This window comes from Cellulosimicrobium cellulans, assembly GCF_006539945.1.
Lineage (GTDB): Bacteria > Actinomycetota > Actinomycetes > Actinomycetales > Cellulomonadaceae > Cellulosimicrobium > Cellulosimicrobium cellulans.
Genome location: NZ_BJNZ01000009.1, coordinates 38,668 through 55,282, shown reverse-complemented (window position 1 = coordinate 55,282; position 16,615 = coordinate 38,668). Strand labels below are relative to the sequence as shown.

Here is a 16,615-nt window from a genome sequence, read left to right as displayed (position 1 = left end):
TGGTCCGAGCTCGCCGACTGCCCCTGGAGAGGTTGTCGGGCTCGGACCACCGGCGCTGCGGAGCGGCTACTTGCCGGCGTCCTTCTTGCCGTAGCGCGCCTGGAAGCGGGCCACGCGGCCACCGGTGTCGAGGATCTTCTGCTTGCCCGTGTAGAACGGGTGGCAGGCGCTGCACACGTCGGAGCTGATCTTGCCCGACGCCTCGGTGCTGCGCGTCACGAAGGTGTTCCCACAGGTGCAGGTCACCTCGGTGACGACGTACTCGGGGTGGATACCAGACTTCACGGTTTTCTCCTTGGGGTGACGTCTCCGGGTCAGGTGCGGCGACCGCACCTGTGAACCGGCGACAGGCGGCCTGACGATCGCAGGCCGACGAACCATTGTGCCAGAACGCGCGGGCGCCCCGAGAACTTCCCGGGGTCGCCCGCCGTCGGCTCCTGCCGGACGACCGTCAGATCGTGCGGCCGACGTTGTCGTCGTCCGCAAGACCGCCCGGCGTGGTCTTCTGGACGTGGAGCAGGAACTCGACGTTGGTCTGCGTCTTCTTGAGCTGGCCGAGCAGCAGCTCGATCGCCTGCTGCTGGTCGAGGGCGCCCATGACACGACGGAGCTTGTAGACGATCTTCAGCTCGTCCTGCGACAGGAGGATCTCCTCGCGGCGCGTGCCGGACGCGTTGACGTCCACGGCCGGGAAGATGCGCTTGTCCGCGAGGTTGCGCGACAGGCGGAGCTCCATGTTCCCCGTGCCCTTGAACTCCTCGAAGATGACCTCGTCCATCTTCGAGCCCGTCTCCACCAGCGCCGAGGCGAGGATCGTCAGCGAGCCGCCGTTCTCGATGTTGCGGGCCGCGCCGAAGAACCGCTTGGGCGGGTAGAGCGCGGACGCGTCCACACCACCGGACAGGATGCGACCCGAGGCCGGCGCCGCGAGGTTGTACGCGCGCGACAGGCGGGTGAGCGAGTCGAGGAGCACGACGACGTCCTGGCCGAGCTCGACCAGGCGCTTCGCGCGCTCGATCGCGAGCTCGGCGACGATCGTGTGGTCGGACGCGGGGCGGTCGAACGTCGAGGCGATGACCTCGCCCTTCACCGTCCGCTCCATGTCCGTGACCTCTTCGGGCCGCTCGTCCACGAGCACCACCATGAGGTGGACCTCGGGGTTGTTGGCCGTGATCGCGTTGGCGATCTGCTGCATGATGATCGTCTTGCCGGCCTTGGGCGGCGCGACGATGAGGCCGCGCTGGCCCTTGCCGATCGGCGCGACGATGTCGATCACGCGCGGCGTCAGGCGCGTCGCCTCGGTGTTCTCCAGGCGCAGACGGTCCTGCGGGTACAGCGGCGTGAGCTTGGTGAACTCGGGACGCTGGCGCGCCTCGTCGGGCGACATGCCGTTGACGGTGTCCAGGCGCACGAGCGCGTTGAACTTCTGGCGCGCCGTGTTGCCCTGGTTCTCGCCCTCGCGCGGCTGGCGCACGGCGCCCGTGACCGCGTCGCCGCGGCGCAGGCCGGCCTTCTTCACCTGGCCGAGCGAGACGTAGACGTCGTTCTGGCCCGGCAGGTACCCGCTGGTGCGCACGAACGCGTAGTTGTCGAGGATGTCGAGGATGCCCGCGACGGGGAGCAGCACGTCGTCCTCGTTGACCTCGATGTCGTCGAGGCCCGCGACGTCCGGTCCCTGGCGGTTGCGGCCACGCTTGCGGTCGCGCTCGCGGCCGCGGTCACGACCCCGGCGCCGACGGCCGCCGCGCTCGTCGTCCAGCAGCTGGCGGTCGTCCCGCCGGTCCGCCTGACGCTCGCCGCGGGCCTGCTGGCCGCCGCTCTGCTGCTCGCGCTGCTGACCGCCCTGCTGGTCGCGCTGGCGGTCGCCGCCCTGCTGGTCACGCTGACGGTCTGCGCGCGTCGCGTCACCGTCACCCTCGCCGGTCCGGGGGGCGCCGGCACCGCGGCCCGCACGGCGCGAGCCCCGCTCGCCCGTGACGAGGCCGACCGCCGCCGCCGCGCGCGCGGCGCGCTCGTCGGCGGACTCGTTCGAGGTGTCGCGCGCGCGCACGCCCTGCTCGCCGAGCGCCTCGGCGACCGCGGCGGCGGCCTCCGAGCGGGAGTCGCGACGGCCGTCGCGACGCTCCCCCCGCTGTTCCGTGCGCTGCTCGTCGGCGCGCACGGGCAGGTCGAGCACGGGAGCGGCGGTGCGCTCCTCGCGGCTCGCGGCCGAGGGCGCGTCCTGACGCGCCGTCGTCGCGGTGTCGGTGGTGCCCGCCGGGCTCGCGGCGGGACGCTCGGCGCGACGGCTGCGGCCGCGCCCGGAGGCGGCCGGCGCCTCGCTCGTCTCACGGCCCGCGGCGTTCGCCCCGTCCGTGTCGCGCCGCGGCGTGGCGGGACGCTCGGGCGCGCCCTGCTCGCCGGTGCGTGCGCGGATGACGTCCACAAGATCGCCCTTGCGCATCTTGGACGTGCCCTTGACCCCGAGCTGCGAGGCGAGAGCCTGCAGCTCCGGAAGGCGCAGCGTGGAGAGCGCGCCGGTCCGGGCGTTCCCGCCGGCAGCGGCCGAACCGGTCGCGCTGCTCGTGGCGGTGTCGATGGTGTCTGTCACGAAGGACCCTTCCCCCTCGTTTGCGCCCGCCGCTCAGAGGGCGGGCCGCGGGTGGTCGACGCCCGGCCGTGACGGCCGGTGCGCAGGTGTCGCCACGCGTCAGTGGTACGACGACGTCATCTGACGCGGGGCTGGATTGCCTTCTCTCGGCTCGGTCGCGGCACACCCGGTGGGCGAGAGCGCGCTCCGCGTGCGGATGTACTGGTGCGAGAGCGTGACCGAAGGCTAGGGATCATCCTAGCACCGGCGCGCCCGAGGTCAGAGCCGTTCGCCCACGACGCCACGCGTGTCGACGTCGAGGCGGTGCACCGCCCAGTCGGCGGCCCCCCCGACGAGGGAGTCCGCGACGCGGGCGACCTCCTCCAGCCCGTCCGACGTCGAGAGCACCAGCACGGTCGGTCCCGCCCCCGAGACGGTCGCGGCGAGACCGCGGCCCCGGAGCGCCTGGACGAGCTCGAACGACGACGGCATGACGTCGGCCCGGTAGGCCTGGTGCAGGCGGTCGTCCGTCGCGTCGAGCAGCAGGTCGGGCCGCCGGGTGAGCGCCTCGACGAGGAGGGCCGCGCGCCCCGCGTTGAAGGCGGCGTCGGCGTGCGGCACGTGCGTCGGGAGCACCCCTCGCGCCCGGCTCGTCGCGAGCCGGGCCGAGGGCACGAGCACGGTGGCCCGCACGTCGGGGTGCACGTCCAGCCGCGCGGCGCGGGGCCCGGCGCCCTCGCCCGCGTCCCACGCGACGGTGGCGCCGCCCAGGAGCGCGGGCGCCGCGTTGTCCGGGTGCCCCTCGATGGCGGTCGCGAGGCCGAGCGCCACGTCGTCGTCGAGGGCCGACGGGTCGGCGACGAGCGCTCGCGCCGCCACGATGCCCGCGACGACGGCGGCCGCCGAGGAGCCCAGGCCTCGCCCGTGCGGGACGCGGTTGACGCAGGTCAGGTGCAACCCGGTCTGCGGCGCGCCGGCCACGTCGAGCGCGGCCCGCAGCGCCCGCACCACGAGGTGCGTCTCGTCCGCCGGCACCTCGCCGGCGCCCTCGCCCTCGACGTCGACGACCACGTCGTCGCTCGCGAGCGCACGCACCTCGAGCACGTCGTGGAGCGCGAGCGCCAGGCCCAGCGCGTCGAAGCCGGGGCCGAGGTTGGCGCTCGTCGCCGGGACGCGCACCCGCACGTGGTCCGCGCCGAGCTGCATCAGTCGAGCCCGAGAGCGTCGGCGATGGACACGACGTCGGCGCTCACGCGCGTCGGCGTGACCTCGCTGCCGTCGAGCGTGCGCAGCGCCCACTGCGGGTCCTTGAGCCCGTGGCCCGTGACCGTGACGACGATGCGCGCGCCCGCGGGCACGAGCCCGCGCTCGGCGCGCGACAGGATCCCGGCGACGCCGGCCGCCGACGCGGGCTCGACGAACACGCCGACCTCGCTCGACAGGACCCGGTGCGCCGCGAGGATCTGCTCGTCCGTGACGGCCTCGATGACGCCGCCCGAGTCGTCGCGCGCCGACTCGGCGAGCCCCCACGACGCGGGGTTGCCGATGCGGATCGCGGTCGCGATCGTCTCCGGCTCGGTGATCGGGTGGCCCGCGACGATCGGTGCGGCGCCCGCGGCCTGGAAGCCCCACATCCGCGGCACGTGCGTCGCGACGGCCGGCAGGCCCTCCCCCGCGTGGCCCGGGGCGCCCTGGCCGGCGTACTCCCGGAAGCCCTTCCAGTACGCCGTGATGTTCCCCGCGTTGCCGACGGGCAGCGCGTGGATGTCGGGCGCGTCCCCCAGCGCGTCGACGATCTCGAACGCGCCGGTCTTCTGTCCCTCGATGCGGTCGGGGTTCACGGAGTTGACGAGCTCGACCGGGTAGGAGTCGGCGAGCTTGCGCGCCGCGACGAGGCAGTCGTCGAAGTTCCCGTCGACCTGGAGCAGGCGCGCGCCGTGCGCGATCGCCTGGCTGAGCTTGCCCATCGCGATCTTGCCGTCCGGGACGAGGACCGCGCACGTCATGCCCGCCCGCACCGCGTACGCCGCGGCCGACGCCGACGTGTTGCCCGTCGAGGCGCACACGACCGCCTGGGCGCCGCGCCCCGCGGCGGCGGAGATCGCCGCCGTCATGCCGCGGTCCTTGAACGAGCCCGTGGGGTTCATGCCCTCGACCTTGACGAACACCTGCGCGCCCGTGCGCGCGGAGAGCGCCGGTGCCTCGACGAGCGGCGTGCCGCCCTCACCGAGCGTGACGATCCGCTCGGCGACGTGCGCCGGCAGACGGTCGCGGTACTCGGAGATGATCCCTCTCCACTGGTGGGCCATCAGGCTCCCTCGACTCTCAGGACGGACGTGATCGTGCGGACGGGCTCGAGCTCGGCGACCGCAGCGACGGTCGCCGACAGCGCCGACTCCGGCGCCGCGTGCGTGGTGATGAGGAGCTCGGCGACCCCGGGCTCGGCGACGTCGGAGACGCCCGGCGCCGTCGGCTGACGGACCGCCTCGATGGAGACGCCGTGCTCGGCGAGGGCGTGCGCGACCTGGGCGAGGACGCCCGGGCGGTCGTCGACGTCGAGGCGCACCTGGTAGCGGGTCACCGCCGCGCTCGCGGGGAGGATGGCGAGCTCCGCGTAGGTGGACTCCTGCGGACCCTTGCCCCCGAGCACGCGGTGCCGAGCCGCCGAGACGACGTCGCCCAGGACGGCCGACGCCGTCGGGGCGCCGCCCGCGCCACGCCCGTAGAACATGAGCTCGCCCGCGGACTCCGCCTCGACGAACACCGCGTTGAACGACCCGCGGACGTTGGCGAGGGGGTGCGACGTGGGCACGAGCGCCGGGTGCACGCGCACGGAGACGCCGGCGGGCGCCCCGACCGGGGTGGCGTCGCGCAGCTCCGCGATGGCGAGGAGCTTGATGACATGGCCGGTCTGCGCGGCCCACGCGACGTCGTCGGCCGTGACGGACATGATGCCCTCGCGCGCGACGTCGTCGAGCGACACGCGCGTGTGGAACGCGAGGCTCGCGAGGATCGCCGCCTTGGCCGCGGCGTCGTACCCCTCGACGTCGGCCGTCGGGTCCGCCTCCGCGTAGCCGAGGTCCTGCGCCTCCTTCACGGCATCCTCGAGGTCCATGCCCGTGGTGGCCATCTGGTCGAGGACGTAGTTGGTCGTCCCGTTGACGATGCCGAGCACGCGGCGCACGCGGTCGCCTGCGAGCGACTCGCGCACCGGGCGCACGATGGGGATCGCGCCCGCGACGGCGGCCTCGAAGTAGATGTCGACGCCGGCCGCGTCGGCGGCCTTGTAGAGCGTGGGCCCGTCCTCGGCGAGCAGGGCCTTGTTCGCGGTGACGACGGCGGCGCCGGCGTCGATCGCGCGCAGCAGGAGCGACCGTGCGGGCTCGGTGCCGCCCATGACCTCGACGACGATGTCCGCGCGCGCGACGAGGCCCTCGGCGTCGTCGGTGAGCAGCGACCGGTCGACCGTGGCGTCACGCGGGGCGGCCGTGTCCCGCACCGCGATCCCGACGAGCTCGAGGCGGGCGCCCACGCGCGAGGCGAGGTCGTCGGCCTGCTCGGTCAGGAGCCGCGCGACCTGGGTGCCGACGACGCCGCACCCCAGCAGGGCGACGCGCAGGGGCGGGTGGGACTCGGCGGCAGGGGGCACGACGGACCTTCCTCGGGTGGTCAGGACGGGTGCGGCGCCGTGCCCGCGGGCCGGGTCGTGCCCGGGTGGCTCGGGAGCCGCAGGCACAGGATACGGCGCCCCGTGCGACCGCCCCGGGCGTGCCCACGGGTCGGATGCCGGCCCTCCCGGGCGCGACGCACGGTCAGCCCTCGTCGAGTGCCAGCAGGTCCTCGACGGTCTCGCGGCGCACGAGCACGCGGCTCGCGCCGTCGCGCACGGCGACCACGGGCGGGCGCGTCAGCAGGTTGTAGTTCGACGCCATCGAGCGGCCGTAGGCGCCGGTCGCCGGGACCGCCAGCAGGTCCCCCGCGCGCACGTCGCCGGGGAGCTGCACCTCGTGCACGACGATGTCGCCGCTCTCGCAGTGCTTGCCGACGACGCGCGCGAGGAGCGGCTCCGCGTCCGACGACCGGCCGACGACCTCCGCGTGGTACTGCGCCGCGTAGAGCGCGGGGCGGATGTTGTCGCTCATGCCGCCGTCGACGGACACGTACGTGCGCACGCGGCCGTCGTCGAGCGTCACGGGCTTGACCGTGCCCACGGTGTAGAGCGTGAGACCGGCCGGCCCGACGATCGCCCGGCCGGGCTCGATCGAGAACCGCGGCAGCGGCGTGCCGAGCTCCGCGGCCACCGCGTCGACCGCGGCCGCGACGTCCTTGGCGACGCGCTCCGGGTCGAGCGCGACCTCCCCGGGGAGGTACGCGATCCCGTAGCCGCCGCCGATGTCCACCTCGTCGACGAGCACGCCCGTCCGTGCGGCGAGCTCGGCGCGCAGCTCCAGCACCGCGCGCGCCGCGACCTCGAACCCCGACGGGTCGAGGATCTGCGACCCGATGTGGGAGTGGATCCCCAGCAGGTGCAGCTCGGGGCGTGCGACCACGTCGAGCAGCGCGGTCAGGGCCGTGGAGTCGTCGGTCCGGGTGCCGTCCGCCGCGCGCGGCGCGGCGACCGACAGGCCGAACTTCTGGTCCTCGTGCGCGGTCGAGATGTACTCGTGCCCGCCCGCGTGGACGCCCGTCGTGACGCGCACCATGACGGGCGCGACGACGCCTCGCTCCCCCGCGAGGCGCGCGACCCTCTCGACCTCGACGAGCGAGTCGACGATGATCCGGCCGACGCCCTCGTCGAGCGCGCGCCCGATCTCGGCGTCGGACTTGTTGTTGCCGTGCAGGCCGATCTCGGGACCGGGGACGCCGGCGCGCAGCGCGACGGCGAGCTCTCCCCCGCTCGCGGTGTCGACGCGCAGGCCCTCCTCGCGCGCCCAGCGCGCGACCGCCACCGTGAGCAGCGCCTTGCCCGCGTAGTACACGTCGACGTCCGACCCGACGGCGCGGAACGCCGTCTCGAACGCCGTCCGGTACGCCCGGGCGCGCGCGCGGAAGTCCGCCTCGTCGAGCACGTACGCGGGCGTCCCGTGCTCGGCCGCGAGGTCGCGGACGCCGACGCCCGCGACCTCGACGGCGCCGTCCTCCCGGCGCCGCACACCCCGCGACCACGGCTCGCCGGGGTGCCCCGGCAGGCCCGTGCTCACATGCGCTCCGGCGCGGAGACGCCGAGCAGGCCGAGGCCGTTGGCGAGGACCTGGCGCACCGCGTCGTTGAGCCACAGGCGCGTGCGGTGCGTGTCCGTGACCTCCTCGTCCGGGTAGGGCAGGACGCGCTGGGACTTCTGCTGGTACCAGGTGTGGTAGTCGCCCGCGAGCGCCTCGAGGTAGCGCGCGACGCGGTGCGGCTCGCGCAGCTCCGCGGCCTGGGCCACGATGCGCGGGAACTCGGTCAGACGCCCGATGAGCGCGGCCTCGCTCGGGTGGTCGAGCAGCGCGGGCTCGAACCCGTCGGCGCGCGCGACGCCGCGGTCGGCCGCGTTGCGGTCCACCGCGGCCGTGCGCGAGTGCGCGTACTGCACGTAGTAGACGGGGTTCTCGTTCGTCGCCCGCGCGAGCAGGTCGAGGTCGAGGTCGATGTTCTGGTCCGCCGACGAGCGCGCGAGCGAGTAGCGCGCGGCGTCGACGCCGACGGCGTCCACGAGGTCCTCGAGCGTCACGACGGTCCCGGCGCGCTTCGACATGCGCACGGGGTGCCCGTCCTTGACGAGGTTGACCATCTGCCCGATGAGGAGCTGGAGGTTCTTCCCCGGGGTGTCGCCGAACGCGGCGCACACCGCCATCATGCGGCCCACGTACCCGTGGTGGTCGGCGCCGAGCATGATGATGACCTCGTCGAAGCCGCGCTCGCGCTTGTCGAGGTAGTACGCGATGTCGCCCGCGATGTACGCGGCGTCGCCGTCCGACTTGATGACGACGCGGTCCTTGTCGTCGCCGAAGTCGGTCGTGCGCAGCCACGTCGCGCCGTCCTGCTCGAACATGTGGCCCGACTCGCGCAGGCGCTCGACGGCACGCTCCACGGCACCCGACTCGTGCAGGGAGTCCTCGTGGAAGTACACGTCGAAGTCGACGCCGAAGTCGTGCAGCGACGCCTTGATCTCGCCGAACATGCGCTCGACGCCGCGCGCCCGGAAAACCTCCTGCGCCTCGGCGTCCGGGAGCGTGCGCGGGTCGGGGTCGCCGGCGGCGACCGCGTCCGCGATGACCGCGTCCGCGATCTCGCTGATGTACTCGCCGCCGTACCCGTCCTCGGGCGCCTCCAGGCCGCGGGCGCGCGCGAGGAGCGAGCGCGCGAAGCGGTCGATCTGCGCGCCGTGGTCGTTGAAGTAGTACTCGCGCGTCACGTCGGCGCCGCTCGCCTCGAGCACGCGCGCGAGCGAGTCGCCGACGGCGGCCCAGCGGACGCCGCCGATGTGGATGGGCCCGGTCGGGTTCGCGGAGACGAACTCGAGGTTGACCTTCGTGCCCGCCTCGGAGCCGCCGCGCCCGTACGCCGGACCGGCCTCGACGATCGTGCGCGCGAGCTCGCCCGCCGCGGCCGCGTCGAGCGTGATGTTGAGGAAGCCCGGGCCGGCGACGTCCACGGCCTTGACGCCCGGGGTCGCCGCGAGCCGCGTCGCGAGGTCCTCGGCGAGGGCCCGCGGCGTCGTGCCCGCCTTCTTGGCGAGCTGGAGCGCGACGTTCGTGGCCCAGTCGCCGTGCTCGCGCTGGCGGGGTCGCTCCACGTGGACGCGCTCGGGGACCGCGGTGGGGTCCAGGGCGAGGGTGCCGTCGGCGACGGCGGCGGCCAGGGCAGCGCTCAGCGCTTCGGAGAGCTCGTCGGGGGTCACCGGGCGATTCTACCGAGGTGCGCGCACCCTCCGTCGCGGCATTTCGCGCACGGCTGCGGGGTGCCCGGAGCGCCGGGACGACGTCGGACCCACGCACCCCGGACGTGCTGGTAGTCTCGTGCATCGCGTCGGCGGACACCGTCGGCGCTCGCCCTCGTAGCTCAGTGGATAGAGCGTCTGCCTCCGGAGCAGAAGGTCGTAGGTTCGAATCCTATCGAGGGCACCCTGCTCCGCTCCGACGAGCCCGGCCCGCCTCCGGCGGCCGGGCTCGCCTCGTCCCCGGGCCCGTCCGCCTCCCGTCGTCCCGCTACGGTGGGGCCATGACCGACGGCGGCTACGGGGACTTCGAGTTCGAGCGCCGGTTCTTCGTGCGCGACCTGCCCGAGGACCTGCGCGACGCACCGGCGCTCATCGTGCAGAGCTACTACCTGGCGGACGAGGGCTACGCGCTGCGGCTGCGCGCCAAGGTGCCGACGGTCGACGCGACGATGGACGCGGAGACGGACCCCGTGCGCCTGCTCGACCGGTTCGCGCCCGCCGTCGATCTGTGCACGCTCACCGTGAAGGGGCCCATGGCAGGTGGCACGCGGTACGAGGCGGAGCGCGAGGTCGACGTCGCGGTGGGCGTGCAGATGATCCGGCGCGGCGGTGCGCGCGTCGTCAAGACGCGGTACTCGGTGTGGGTCGGCGCGGACGGCTGGGTCGTCGACGTGTTCGGCGGGGCGAACCACCCGCTCGTCGTCGCGGAGTGCGAGCGGACCGGACCGGTCACGGACCTGCAGATCCCCGCCTTCTGCGTCACCGAGCTCACCGACGACCCGCGCTTCTCCAACGACGCGCTGGCGAACCGGCCCTACGGCTCGTGGCGCGAGGAGTTCGAGGCCGAGCTCGCTGCGTCGGGGCCGCGGTTCCTCCAGGACTTCGGGCACAACGAACGGCTCTCCGGCCCGTAGGCCCGCTGCCGTCCACGGCCACCGCCCCGGGCGCGTGGTCGTGCCTCGGGAGCGGGGTACGAATGCGGTCAGCGCACCGAGTCGGCCGCCGCGCAGACGGCGGCGACGTCGAACCGGACCGTCCGGCGGTCGACCGGCACCCACCCGGGCTCGTGCCCGAACAGCACGGCCCACGGGAGCGCGCCGGACGAGACGTGCTCGCGTGCGTGGTCGTGCGCGCGGGCGTCCGCGACCTCCCGCTCGACCGCGTCCTCCAGCGCCACGAGCTCGGCCCGCACGGCATCGCCCTTCTCCGTGAGGCGGCGCGCCCGTCCGGGCTCGAGGTAGCCGTCGCGGCGCGCGCCCCGCACGACGTCGCGCGCGGCCGCGCGCACCCGGGCACGCAGGCGGTCGTCGGCGGGGTCGAGCACCACGCGCGCTCCCCGCTCGGCGTCGTCGCCGAACACCGCGAGGAGGGCGGCGCGGTCGCGCGCGGAGGCGGGCTCGGGGTCAAGGAGGACGAGCGCCGGGGGCGACCCGGGCGCCGTCGGCTCCACCCGGACGAGGCCGGAGAGCGCGAGGCTCAGCACCTGCGCGGCGAGCGCGTGCTCGGGACGGCGCAGGACCACCGCGGCGAGGAGCAGGTCGGCCACGGTTCCGACGATACGGCGGCGAGGGCCGCGGCGGAGGGCGACGGGCCGTGCGTCAGGAGCTCTGGATCTCCTCGACGCCCTGGACGAACTCGAAGTGCCACGGCTCGTAGGCGCCGCTGCCGCCGCGCTTGGCCCAGGCGGGGTTGGCCCAGCCGTAGGTGGCGCCGTTCTGGTTGATCCACGCGTAGACCTCGCGCGAGCCGGTCTCGACCGAGCAGAGGTCGATCGCGAGGCCCCACCCGTGCATGGACCAGCCGGGAGGTGCGGCGAACGCGCCGCGGGAGGACTTGAGCGAGACCTGCGTCGAGAGCGTGCGGTACGACGAGACGAGGCACAGGTCGCGGCCGAACGTCGCCCGGAAGGCCTCGTTCATGGCCGAGAGCGAGACGGCCGCGTCGGGACGCAGGTGCTCGCCGGCCTGCCAGAGCTCGCACAGCGCGTGCTCGTCGAGCTTCCCGTTGGTTCCCGCGGGGCGGACCGTGGGGTCGCAGCCGGGGAGCGGGTCGCGCGCGGCGGACCGGGAGGCGGCCTCGCGCCGCACCTCGACGCGGGGCGCGGCCGCGACGCTCTGGGAGACCGCGGGGGCCGTCGACCCGGCGGTCGCGAGGTCGAGCGCGCTGGGGCCGAGCGGGCGCGTGTCGGGTTCGAAGGGCGATCCCGTGCCGAGCCCGTCGTCCGCGCCGGCGGAGAGGGGCATCGCGATCGTCGCGGCGGCGAGCGTCCCGAGGACGGCGATGCGCGGCATCCAGCGGTGCTGGCTGGAGACCTGCGCCTGGGGGCGACGACGACGGGAGCCCTGCTCGGCCTCGCGCCGTGCCCGTCGGGACTCGAGGGCGGGTGCGCCGGTCTGCTGCGACTCCACCCGCCACCTGCCTCTCACCCTTCGGGGTGGCTCTCGGGCCACCGACGACCGATCAATCACGGAACAGTAACGAAGCACTCCGACGATGCCAAGTCCCCTGCTCAGGGCCGGTGCCGGGTGCGACGGAGCTCGTCAGTGACGACGCTGCATGGCGTCGCGCACCTCCCCCACGAGCTCCTCGAGGATGTCCTCGAGGAACACGACGCCGAGGGCGCCGCCGCCCTCGGGCGCGTCGACGCGCGCCAGGTGCGCGCCTGAGCGCTGCATCGCCCGGAGCGCATCCTCGACCTCGTCGCCCGGCGCGGCGGTCGCGAGCGCCCGCACGCGCCAGGACGGGACCGGCGCACCGCGCGTCGCCTCGTCCGCGTACAGCACGTCCTTGACGTGGAGGTATCCCACGAGCTCGCCCGAGGCGTCGGCGACGGCGAACCGCGAGAACCCGGTCTTGGCGACGAGCCGCTCGACCTCCTCGGGCGTGCAGCCCTCGGTGACCGTGACGAGGTCGGCGACCGGGACCATGACGTCCTGCGCGGTGCGCTCGGAGAACTCGATCGCCCCCGAGAGCAGGCCCTGCTCGTCCCGGAGCACGCCCTCCGCCTGGGAGTGCTCGACGATCGACTGGACCTCCTCCGCGGTGAACGCCGAGGCGACCTCGTCCTTGGGCTCGACGCCCGTGGCCCGGACGGCGTGGTTCGCGAGCCAGTTGAGCGCGACGATGACCGGCCGGAGCACCCGCCCGATCCACACGAGCGGGGGCCCGAACCACATGACCGCCGTCTCCGGCCCCGCGACGGCGAGGTTCTTGGGGACCATCTCGCCCAGCACCACGTGCAGGTAGACGACGATCGCGAGGGCGACGACGAACGCGATCGGGTGCGCGAGCGACGTGCTCACGCCGAGGGCGTGCAGCGGGTCCTCGATGAGGTGCGCGAGCGCGGGCTCCGCGACGACGCCGAGGCCCGTGGAGCAGACCGTCACGCCGAGCTGGGCGCACGCGAGCATGAGGGACACGTTCTCCATCGCCCACAGGACGGTCTGCGCCCGGCGGTTCCCCTGCGCGGCGAGCGGCTCGATCGCCGAGCGGCGCGCGGAGATGACCGCGAACTCGGCGCCGACGAAGAACGCGTTCCCCGCGAGCAGGAGGACGGCGACGAGGAGGGCGGTGGTCGAGCTCACGACTCCACCTCCACGGGGGTCGCGCGGACCGAGAGCCGCTCGACCCGCCGCCCCTCCATGGCCTCCACGCGCAGCACGACGCGGTCGCGCGCGTCACCCGCGACGACCTCGTCGCCGGGCTCCGGCACGCGCCCGAGCCGCGCCATGACGAGGCCGCCGAGCGTCTCGTACGCACCGTCCTCGGGCACCCGGAGGCCGGTGACCTCGGTGAGCTCGTCGGGCCGCATGACGCCGGGGACCAGCCAGGAGCCGTCAGCACGCCGGGCCGCGCCGGAGCGGCGGGGGTCGTGCTCGTCCGCCACGTCGCCCACGAGCTCCTCCACGACGTCCTCGAGCGTCACGACGCCGGAGGTGCCGCCGTACTCGTCGACGACGACCGCCATCTGGAGCCCGAACCCGCGCAGCTCGACGAGCAGCGGGCCGAGGCGCACGGTCTCGGGGACCCGGGGCGCCTCGACCATGAGCGCCGCCGCCGGGACCTCCTCGCGCCGGTCGTACGGGACGGCGACGGCGCGGCGCAGGTGGACGAGACCGACGACGTCGTCCCGGTCCTCGCCGATGACGGGGAACCGGGAGTGCCCGGTCCGCCGAGCGGCGTCGACGACGTCCGCGGCCGTCGCGTCACGGTCGACCACGACCATCCGCATCCGGTCCGTCATGACGTCGACGGCACTCAGCTCGTCCAGCTCGATGGAGTTGGTGAGGAGCGTCGCGACGGACACGTCCAGCGTGCCCTCCTGGGCGGAGCGGCGCACGAGCGCGGCGAGCTCCGAGGCCGAGCGGGCGCCCGACAGCTCCTCGCGCGGCTCGACGCCGACGCGCCGCAGGATCGCGTTCGCCGACCCGTTGAGCACGGCGATCACCGGCCGGAACAGCTTGGTGAACTGGCGCTGCACGGGCACGACCTGCCGGGCCGTCGCGTAGGGCGCGCTCAGGGCGAAGTTCTTGGGGATGAGCTCACCGAAGAGCATCGAGACGAAGTTCACGACGAGGAGGGCGAGGACGCCGGCGAGGACGGCGGACGCCGCCTGCCCGAGCGCCGTGGCGCCCAGCCCGGCGCCGAACAGCGAGAGCAGCGCGGGCTGCGCCGTGTAGCCGAGGAGGATCGTCGTCAGCGTGATGCCGACCTGCGCGGACGACAGCTCGGTCGACAGGTGCTTGAGACCGGCCCGGACGCTGCGGTCGCGGCGGTCGGCACGGGCCTTCCGGCCCGACGGCGGGGAGCCGCGTCTGTCGCCCTCCTGGTCGGGGTCGTCGCCCGCGGGGAGGACGGCGGGGTCGAGGGTGACCAGGGAGAACTCGCTGGCCACGAAGACGGCGGTGCCTGCGGTGAGGAGCACCCCGAGCGCGACCATGACCCAGTCGCCTACCACGAGGTGCTCCACCGATATCGGGAGGTGCTCTTCATCGTGCCGACGATGCTAGCGCCCGCTCCCGCCGGGCCGCCCGGCCGTGCGGCGCCCAGGTGCCGGGCGACGGCGAAATCCGGCCGACCTGGGCCGACGTGTGCCACGCTGTATCCCATGGCAGATCCGAGGGCAGCGAGCGCATCACCGACCGGCGCGGGCGCCGGTCCCGTCCCGGGCCGCGGGCCCGTGCCCACGACGGCACCTCTGGCCGGCGGCACGCCGCAGCAGACGGCGACCGTCCTCGTCGTCGAGGACGAGCCGGCCATCGCGACCGCGATCGCCCAGCGACTGAGCGCGGAGGGCTGGCGCGTCGAGGTCGCGCGCGACGGGCTCTCCGGCGTCGACGCCGCGACGCGGCTGCGCCCGGACGTCATCGTGCTCGACGTCATGCTGCCCGGCATCGACGGCCTCGAGGTGACCCGGCGCATCCAGGCCGAGCAGCCCGTGCCGATCCTCATGCTCACCGCGCGCGACGACGAGACCGACATGCTCATCGGGCTCGGCGTCGGCGCGGACGACTACATGACGAAGCCCTTCTCGATGCGCGAGCTCGTCGCGCGCATCAAGGCGCTGCTGCGCCGCGTCGACCGCGCCACGCAGGCCGCGAGCGCTGCCCCGACCGACCCGCCCATGACGGTCGGCGACGTGACCATCGACAAGGCCCAGCGCCGGGTCTACCGCGCGGGCGAGGAGGTCCACCTCACGCCCACCGAGTTCGAGCTCCTCGTCATGCTGGCGAGCTCGCCCAAGACCGTGCTCACGCGCGAGCGCCTCCTCGCGGAGGTGTGGGACTGGGCGGACGCGAGCGGGACGCGCACCGTCGACTCGCACATCAAGGCGCTGCGCCGCAAGCTCGGTGCCGACCTCATCCGCACGGTGCACGGCGTCGGCTACGCGTTCGAGCCGCCCGCCGGATGACCTCCTCCCCTGCCGACCCGGCCGACGGCACGGGCCGGGGCCCGGGCGGGTCGACGGGCGCTCCGGCGCGGAACGGCGTGCACCGTGCGCACACGATCCGCCCCCACCTGCCCGACGTCCGGCCGCTCGACTCGTTCCGCTCGCTGAAGATCAAGCTCGGCGTCCTCGTGGCCGCGACCGTCACGCTCGCGGTCCTCATCACGTGGATCGGGCTCCAGAACCAGCTCGGGCCGTCGCGCACGTTCCCGCTCGCGATCGTCCTGTCGCTGCTGCTCACCCAGCTCCTCGCGCGGGGCATGACGTCGCCGCTGCGCGAGATGACGGCGGCGGCGCGCGCCATGGCCGACGGCGACTACACGCGGCGGGTGCGGGCGACGAGCCGCGACGAGGTGGGGCAGCTCGCCGTCGCGTTCAACGTCATGGCGGAGGACCTCGCGACGAGCGACCAGGTGCGCCGCGAGCTCATCGCGAACGTCTCGCACGAGCTGCGGACGCCCATCGCGGCGCTCCAGGCGCAGCTCGAGAACGTCGTCGACGGCGTCACGCAGCCGACGCCCGCGACCATGGAGATGGCCCTGGCGCAGACGGAGCGCCTCACGCGCCTGGTCTCCTACCTCCTGGACCTGTCGCGCATCGAGGCCGGCGCCGCGGCCCTCAACATCACCGAGATCGACGTGGGCGACTTCCTCGAGGAGAACGCCGAGGCCGTGTCGATGGTGGAGGCCGGGAAGCAGCTGCGGTACGTCGTCGACGTCACGCCGCCCGACCTCGTGCTCGAGGCGGACCGCGAGCGCCTGCACCAGGTCGTGACGAACCTCCTCCAGAACGCGATCCGGCACTCTCCCCAGGGAGGCGAGATCCGGCTCGAGGCGTACCCCGTGGACGACGACGTCGTGCTCGAGATCGTGGACGAGGGCCCGGGGATCGCGAAGGAGGACCGCGAGCGCATCTTCGAGCGCTTCGCCCGGGCCAGCGCGACGGGCACGCACACGACGACGGGCGGCTCCACGGGCGGGACCGGCATCGGCCTGGCGATCGTCCGGTGGGCGATCGACCTGCACGGCGGGCGGATCGAGGTCGCGGACTCGCGCAGCGGTGCGACGATGCGTGTCACGCTCCCGGCGCACGGCCACCCCGTCGAGCCCGACCTGCTCGGTGACCCGGGCGACGAGGACCCGACCACGCGCTGAGCCCGTCCTCGACAGCGCGGTCA

14 protein-coding genes and 1 tRNA gene are annotated in these 16,615 nt (G+C 74.4%); 4 read left to right on the top strand and 11 right to left on the bottom strand.

All coding sequences use genetic code 11. The features are described from left to right. Window positions 1-66: 66 nt before the first annotated feature. The 7 genes from rpmE to argS form a co-directional block, all read right to left on the bottom strand. Window positions 67-285, bottom strand: a complete 219-nt coding sequence (rpmE, locus tag CCE02nite_RS09020; RefSeq protein ID WP_047232891.1) for a 50S ribosomal protein L31 — start codon at window positions 283-285, stop codon at window positions 67-69. A 166-nt stretch (window positions 286-451) separates the two neighbouring features. Further along, window positions 452-2,590 (bottom strand): transcription termination factor Rho, encoded by a 2,139-nt coding sequence (gene rho / locus CCE02nite_RS09015; protein ID WP_141389316.1) that lies wholly within the window; start codon window positions 2,588-2,590, stop codon window positions 452-454. A 258-nt stretch (window positions 2,591-2,848) separates the two neighbouring features. Beyond that, window positions 2,849-3,775: a homoserine kinase gene (gene thrB, locus CCE02nite_RS09010; RefSeq protein WP_141389315.1), complete on the bottom strand. Its 927-nt coding sequence runs from the start codon at window positions 3,773-3,775 to the stop codon at window positions 2,849-2,851. After that, a complete protein-coding gene (thrC, locus tag CCE02nite_RS09005) occupies window positions 3,775-4,878 on the bottom strand; it encodes a threonine synthase (RefSeq protein ID WP_141389314.1) in 1,104 nt (367 codons plus the stop codon). The genes thrB and thrC overlap by 1 nt, the downstream gene beginning before the upstream one ends. Beyond that, window positions 4,878-6,218 carry a homoserine dehydrogenase gene (locus tag CCE02nite_RS09000; RefSeq protein WP_141389313.1) on the bottom strand — a complete coding sequence of 447 codons (1,341 nt, stop codon included), beginning with the start codon at window positions 6,216-6,218 and terminating at the stop codon, window positions 4,878-4,880. Before CCE02nite_RS09000 ends, thrC begins: the two co-directional genes overlap by 1 nt. 163 nt (window positions 6,219-6,381) lie before the next feature. Beyond that, complete coding sequence (gene lysA, locus CCE02nite_RS08995) at window positions 6,382-7,770, bottom strand: diaminopimelate decarboxylase (protein WP_141389312.1); 1,389 nt, start codon at window positions 7,768-7,770, stop codon at window positions 6,382-6,384. Then, window positions 7,767-9,452: an arginine--tRNA ligase gene (argS, locus tag CCE02nite_RS08990; protein ID WP_141389311.1), complete on the bottom strand. Its 1,686-nt coding sequence runs from the start codon at window positions 9,450-9,452 to the stop codon at window positions 7,767-7,769. The genes lysA and argS overlap by 4 nt, the downstream gene beginning before the upstream one ends. A gap of 150 nt (window positions 9,453-9,602) precedes the next feature. Between argS and CCE02nite_RS08985 the strand changes: the two genes are divergently transcribed. Both CCE02nite_RS08985 and CCE02nite_RS08980 read left to right on the top strand, forming a co-directional pair. After that, a tRNA-Arg gene (locus CCE02nite_RS08985) sits at window positions 9,603-9,675 on the top strand. 97 nt (window positions 9,676-9,772) lie between these two features. Continuing rightward, a complete protein-coding gene (locus CCE02nite_RS08980) occupies window positions 9,773-10,405 on the top strand; it encodes a CYTH domain-containing protein (RefSeq protein WP_141389310.1) in 633 nt (210 codons plus the stop codon). Window positions 10,406-10,473: 68 nt separating this feature from the next. Here the strand turns inward: CCE02nite_RS08980 and CCE02nite_RS08975 are convergent, their stop codons facing one another. The 4 genes from CCE02nite_RS08975 to CCE02nite_RS08960 all read right to left on the bottom strand — a co-directional run bounded on the left by CCE02nite_RS08975 (window position 10,474) and on the right by CCE02nite_RS08960 (window position 14,448). After that, the gene (locus tag CCE02nite_RS08975) at window positions 10,474-11,037 is read right to left on the bottom strand and encodes a hypothetical protein (protein WP_141389309.1); all 564 of its coding nucleotides are present in this window, start codon (window positions 11,035-11,037) and stop codon (window positions 10,474-10,476) included. A gap of 52 nt (window positions 11,038-11,089) precedes the next feature. Next, window positions 11,090-11,899 (bottom strand): M15 family metallopeptidase, encoded by an 810-nt coding sequence (locus CCE02nite_RS08970; RefSeq protein WP_237843414.1) that lies wholly within the window; start codon window positions 11,897-11,899, stop codon window positions 11,090-11,092. Window positions 11,900-12,031: 132 nt separating this feature from the next. After that, complete coding sequence (locus CCE02nite_RS08965) at window positions 12,032-13,075, bottom strand: hemolysin family protein (RefSeq protein WP_141389308.1); 1,044 nt, start codon at window positions 13,073-13,075, stop codon at window positions 12,032-12,034. Further along, complete coding sequence (locus tag CCE02nite_RS08960) at window positions 13,072-14,448, bottom strand: hemolysin family protein (protein WP_141389307.1); 1,377 nt, start codon at window positions 14,446-14,448, stop codon at window positions 13,072-13,074. Before CCE02nite_RS08960 ends, CCE02nite_RS08965 begins: the two co-directional genes overlap by 4 nt. A 150-nt stretch (window positions 14,449-14,598) precedes the next feature. On the opposite strand from CCE02nite_RS08960, the gene CCE02nite_RS08955 reads away from it, so the two are divergent. Continuing rightward, window positions 14,599-15,402: a response regulator transcription factor gene (locus CCE02nite_RS08955; protein WP_240201069.1), complete on the top strand. Its 804-nt coding sequence runs from the start codon at window positions 14,599-14,601 to the stop codon at window positions 15,400-15,402. Continuing rightward, window positions 15,399-16,592 (top strand): sensor histidine kinase, encoded by a 1,194-nt coding sequence (locus CCE02nite_RS08950; RefSeq protein ID WP_141389306.1) that lies wholly within the window; start codon window positions 15,399-15,401, stop codon window positions 16,590-16,592. The genes CCE02nite_RS08955 and CCE02nite_RS08950 overlap by 4 nt, the downstream gene beginning before the upstream one ends. The last annotated feature ends 23 nt before the right edge of the window (window positions 16,593-16,615 follow it).

Coding starts and splice junctions, on each gene's coding strand:
- thrB (WP_141389315.1), bottom strand. CDS start 3,775: ATGCAGCTCGGCGCGGACCACGTGCGGGTGCGCGTCCCGGCGACGAGC.
- thrC (WP_141389314.1), bottom strand. CDS start 4,878: ATGGCCCACCAGTGGAGAGGGATCATCTCCGAGTACCGCGACCGTCTG.
- CCE02nite_RS08980 (WP_141389310.1), top strand. CDS start 9,773: ATGACCGACGGCGGCTACGGGGACTTCGAGTTCGAGCGCCGGTTCTTC.
- CCE02nite_RS08955 (WP_240201069.1), top strand. CDS start 14,599: ATGGCAGATCCGAGGGCAGCGAGCGCATCACCGACCGGCGCGGGCGCC.
- CCE02nite_RS08950 (WP_141389306.1), top strand. CDS start 15,399: ATGACCTCCTCCCCTGCCGACCCGGCCGACGGCACGGGCCGGGGCCCG.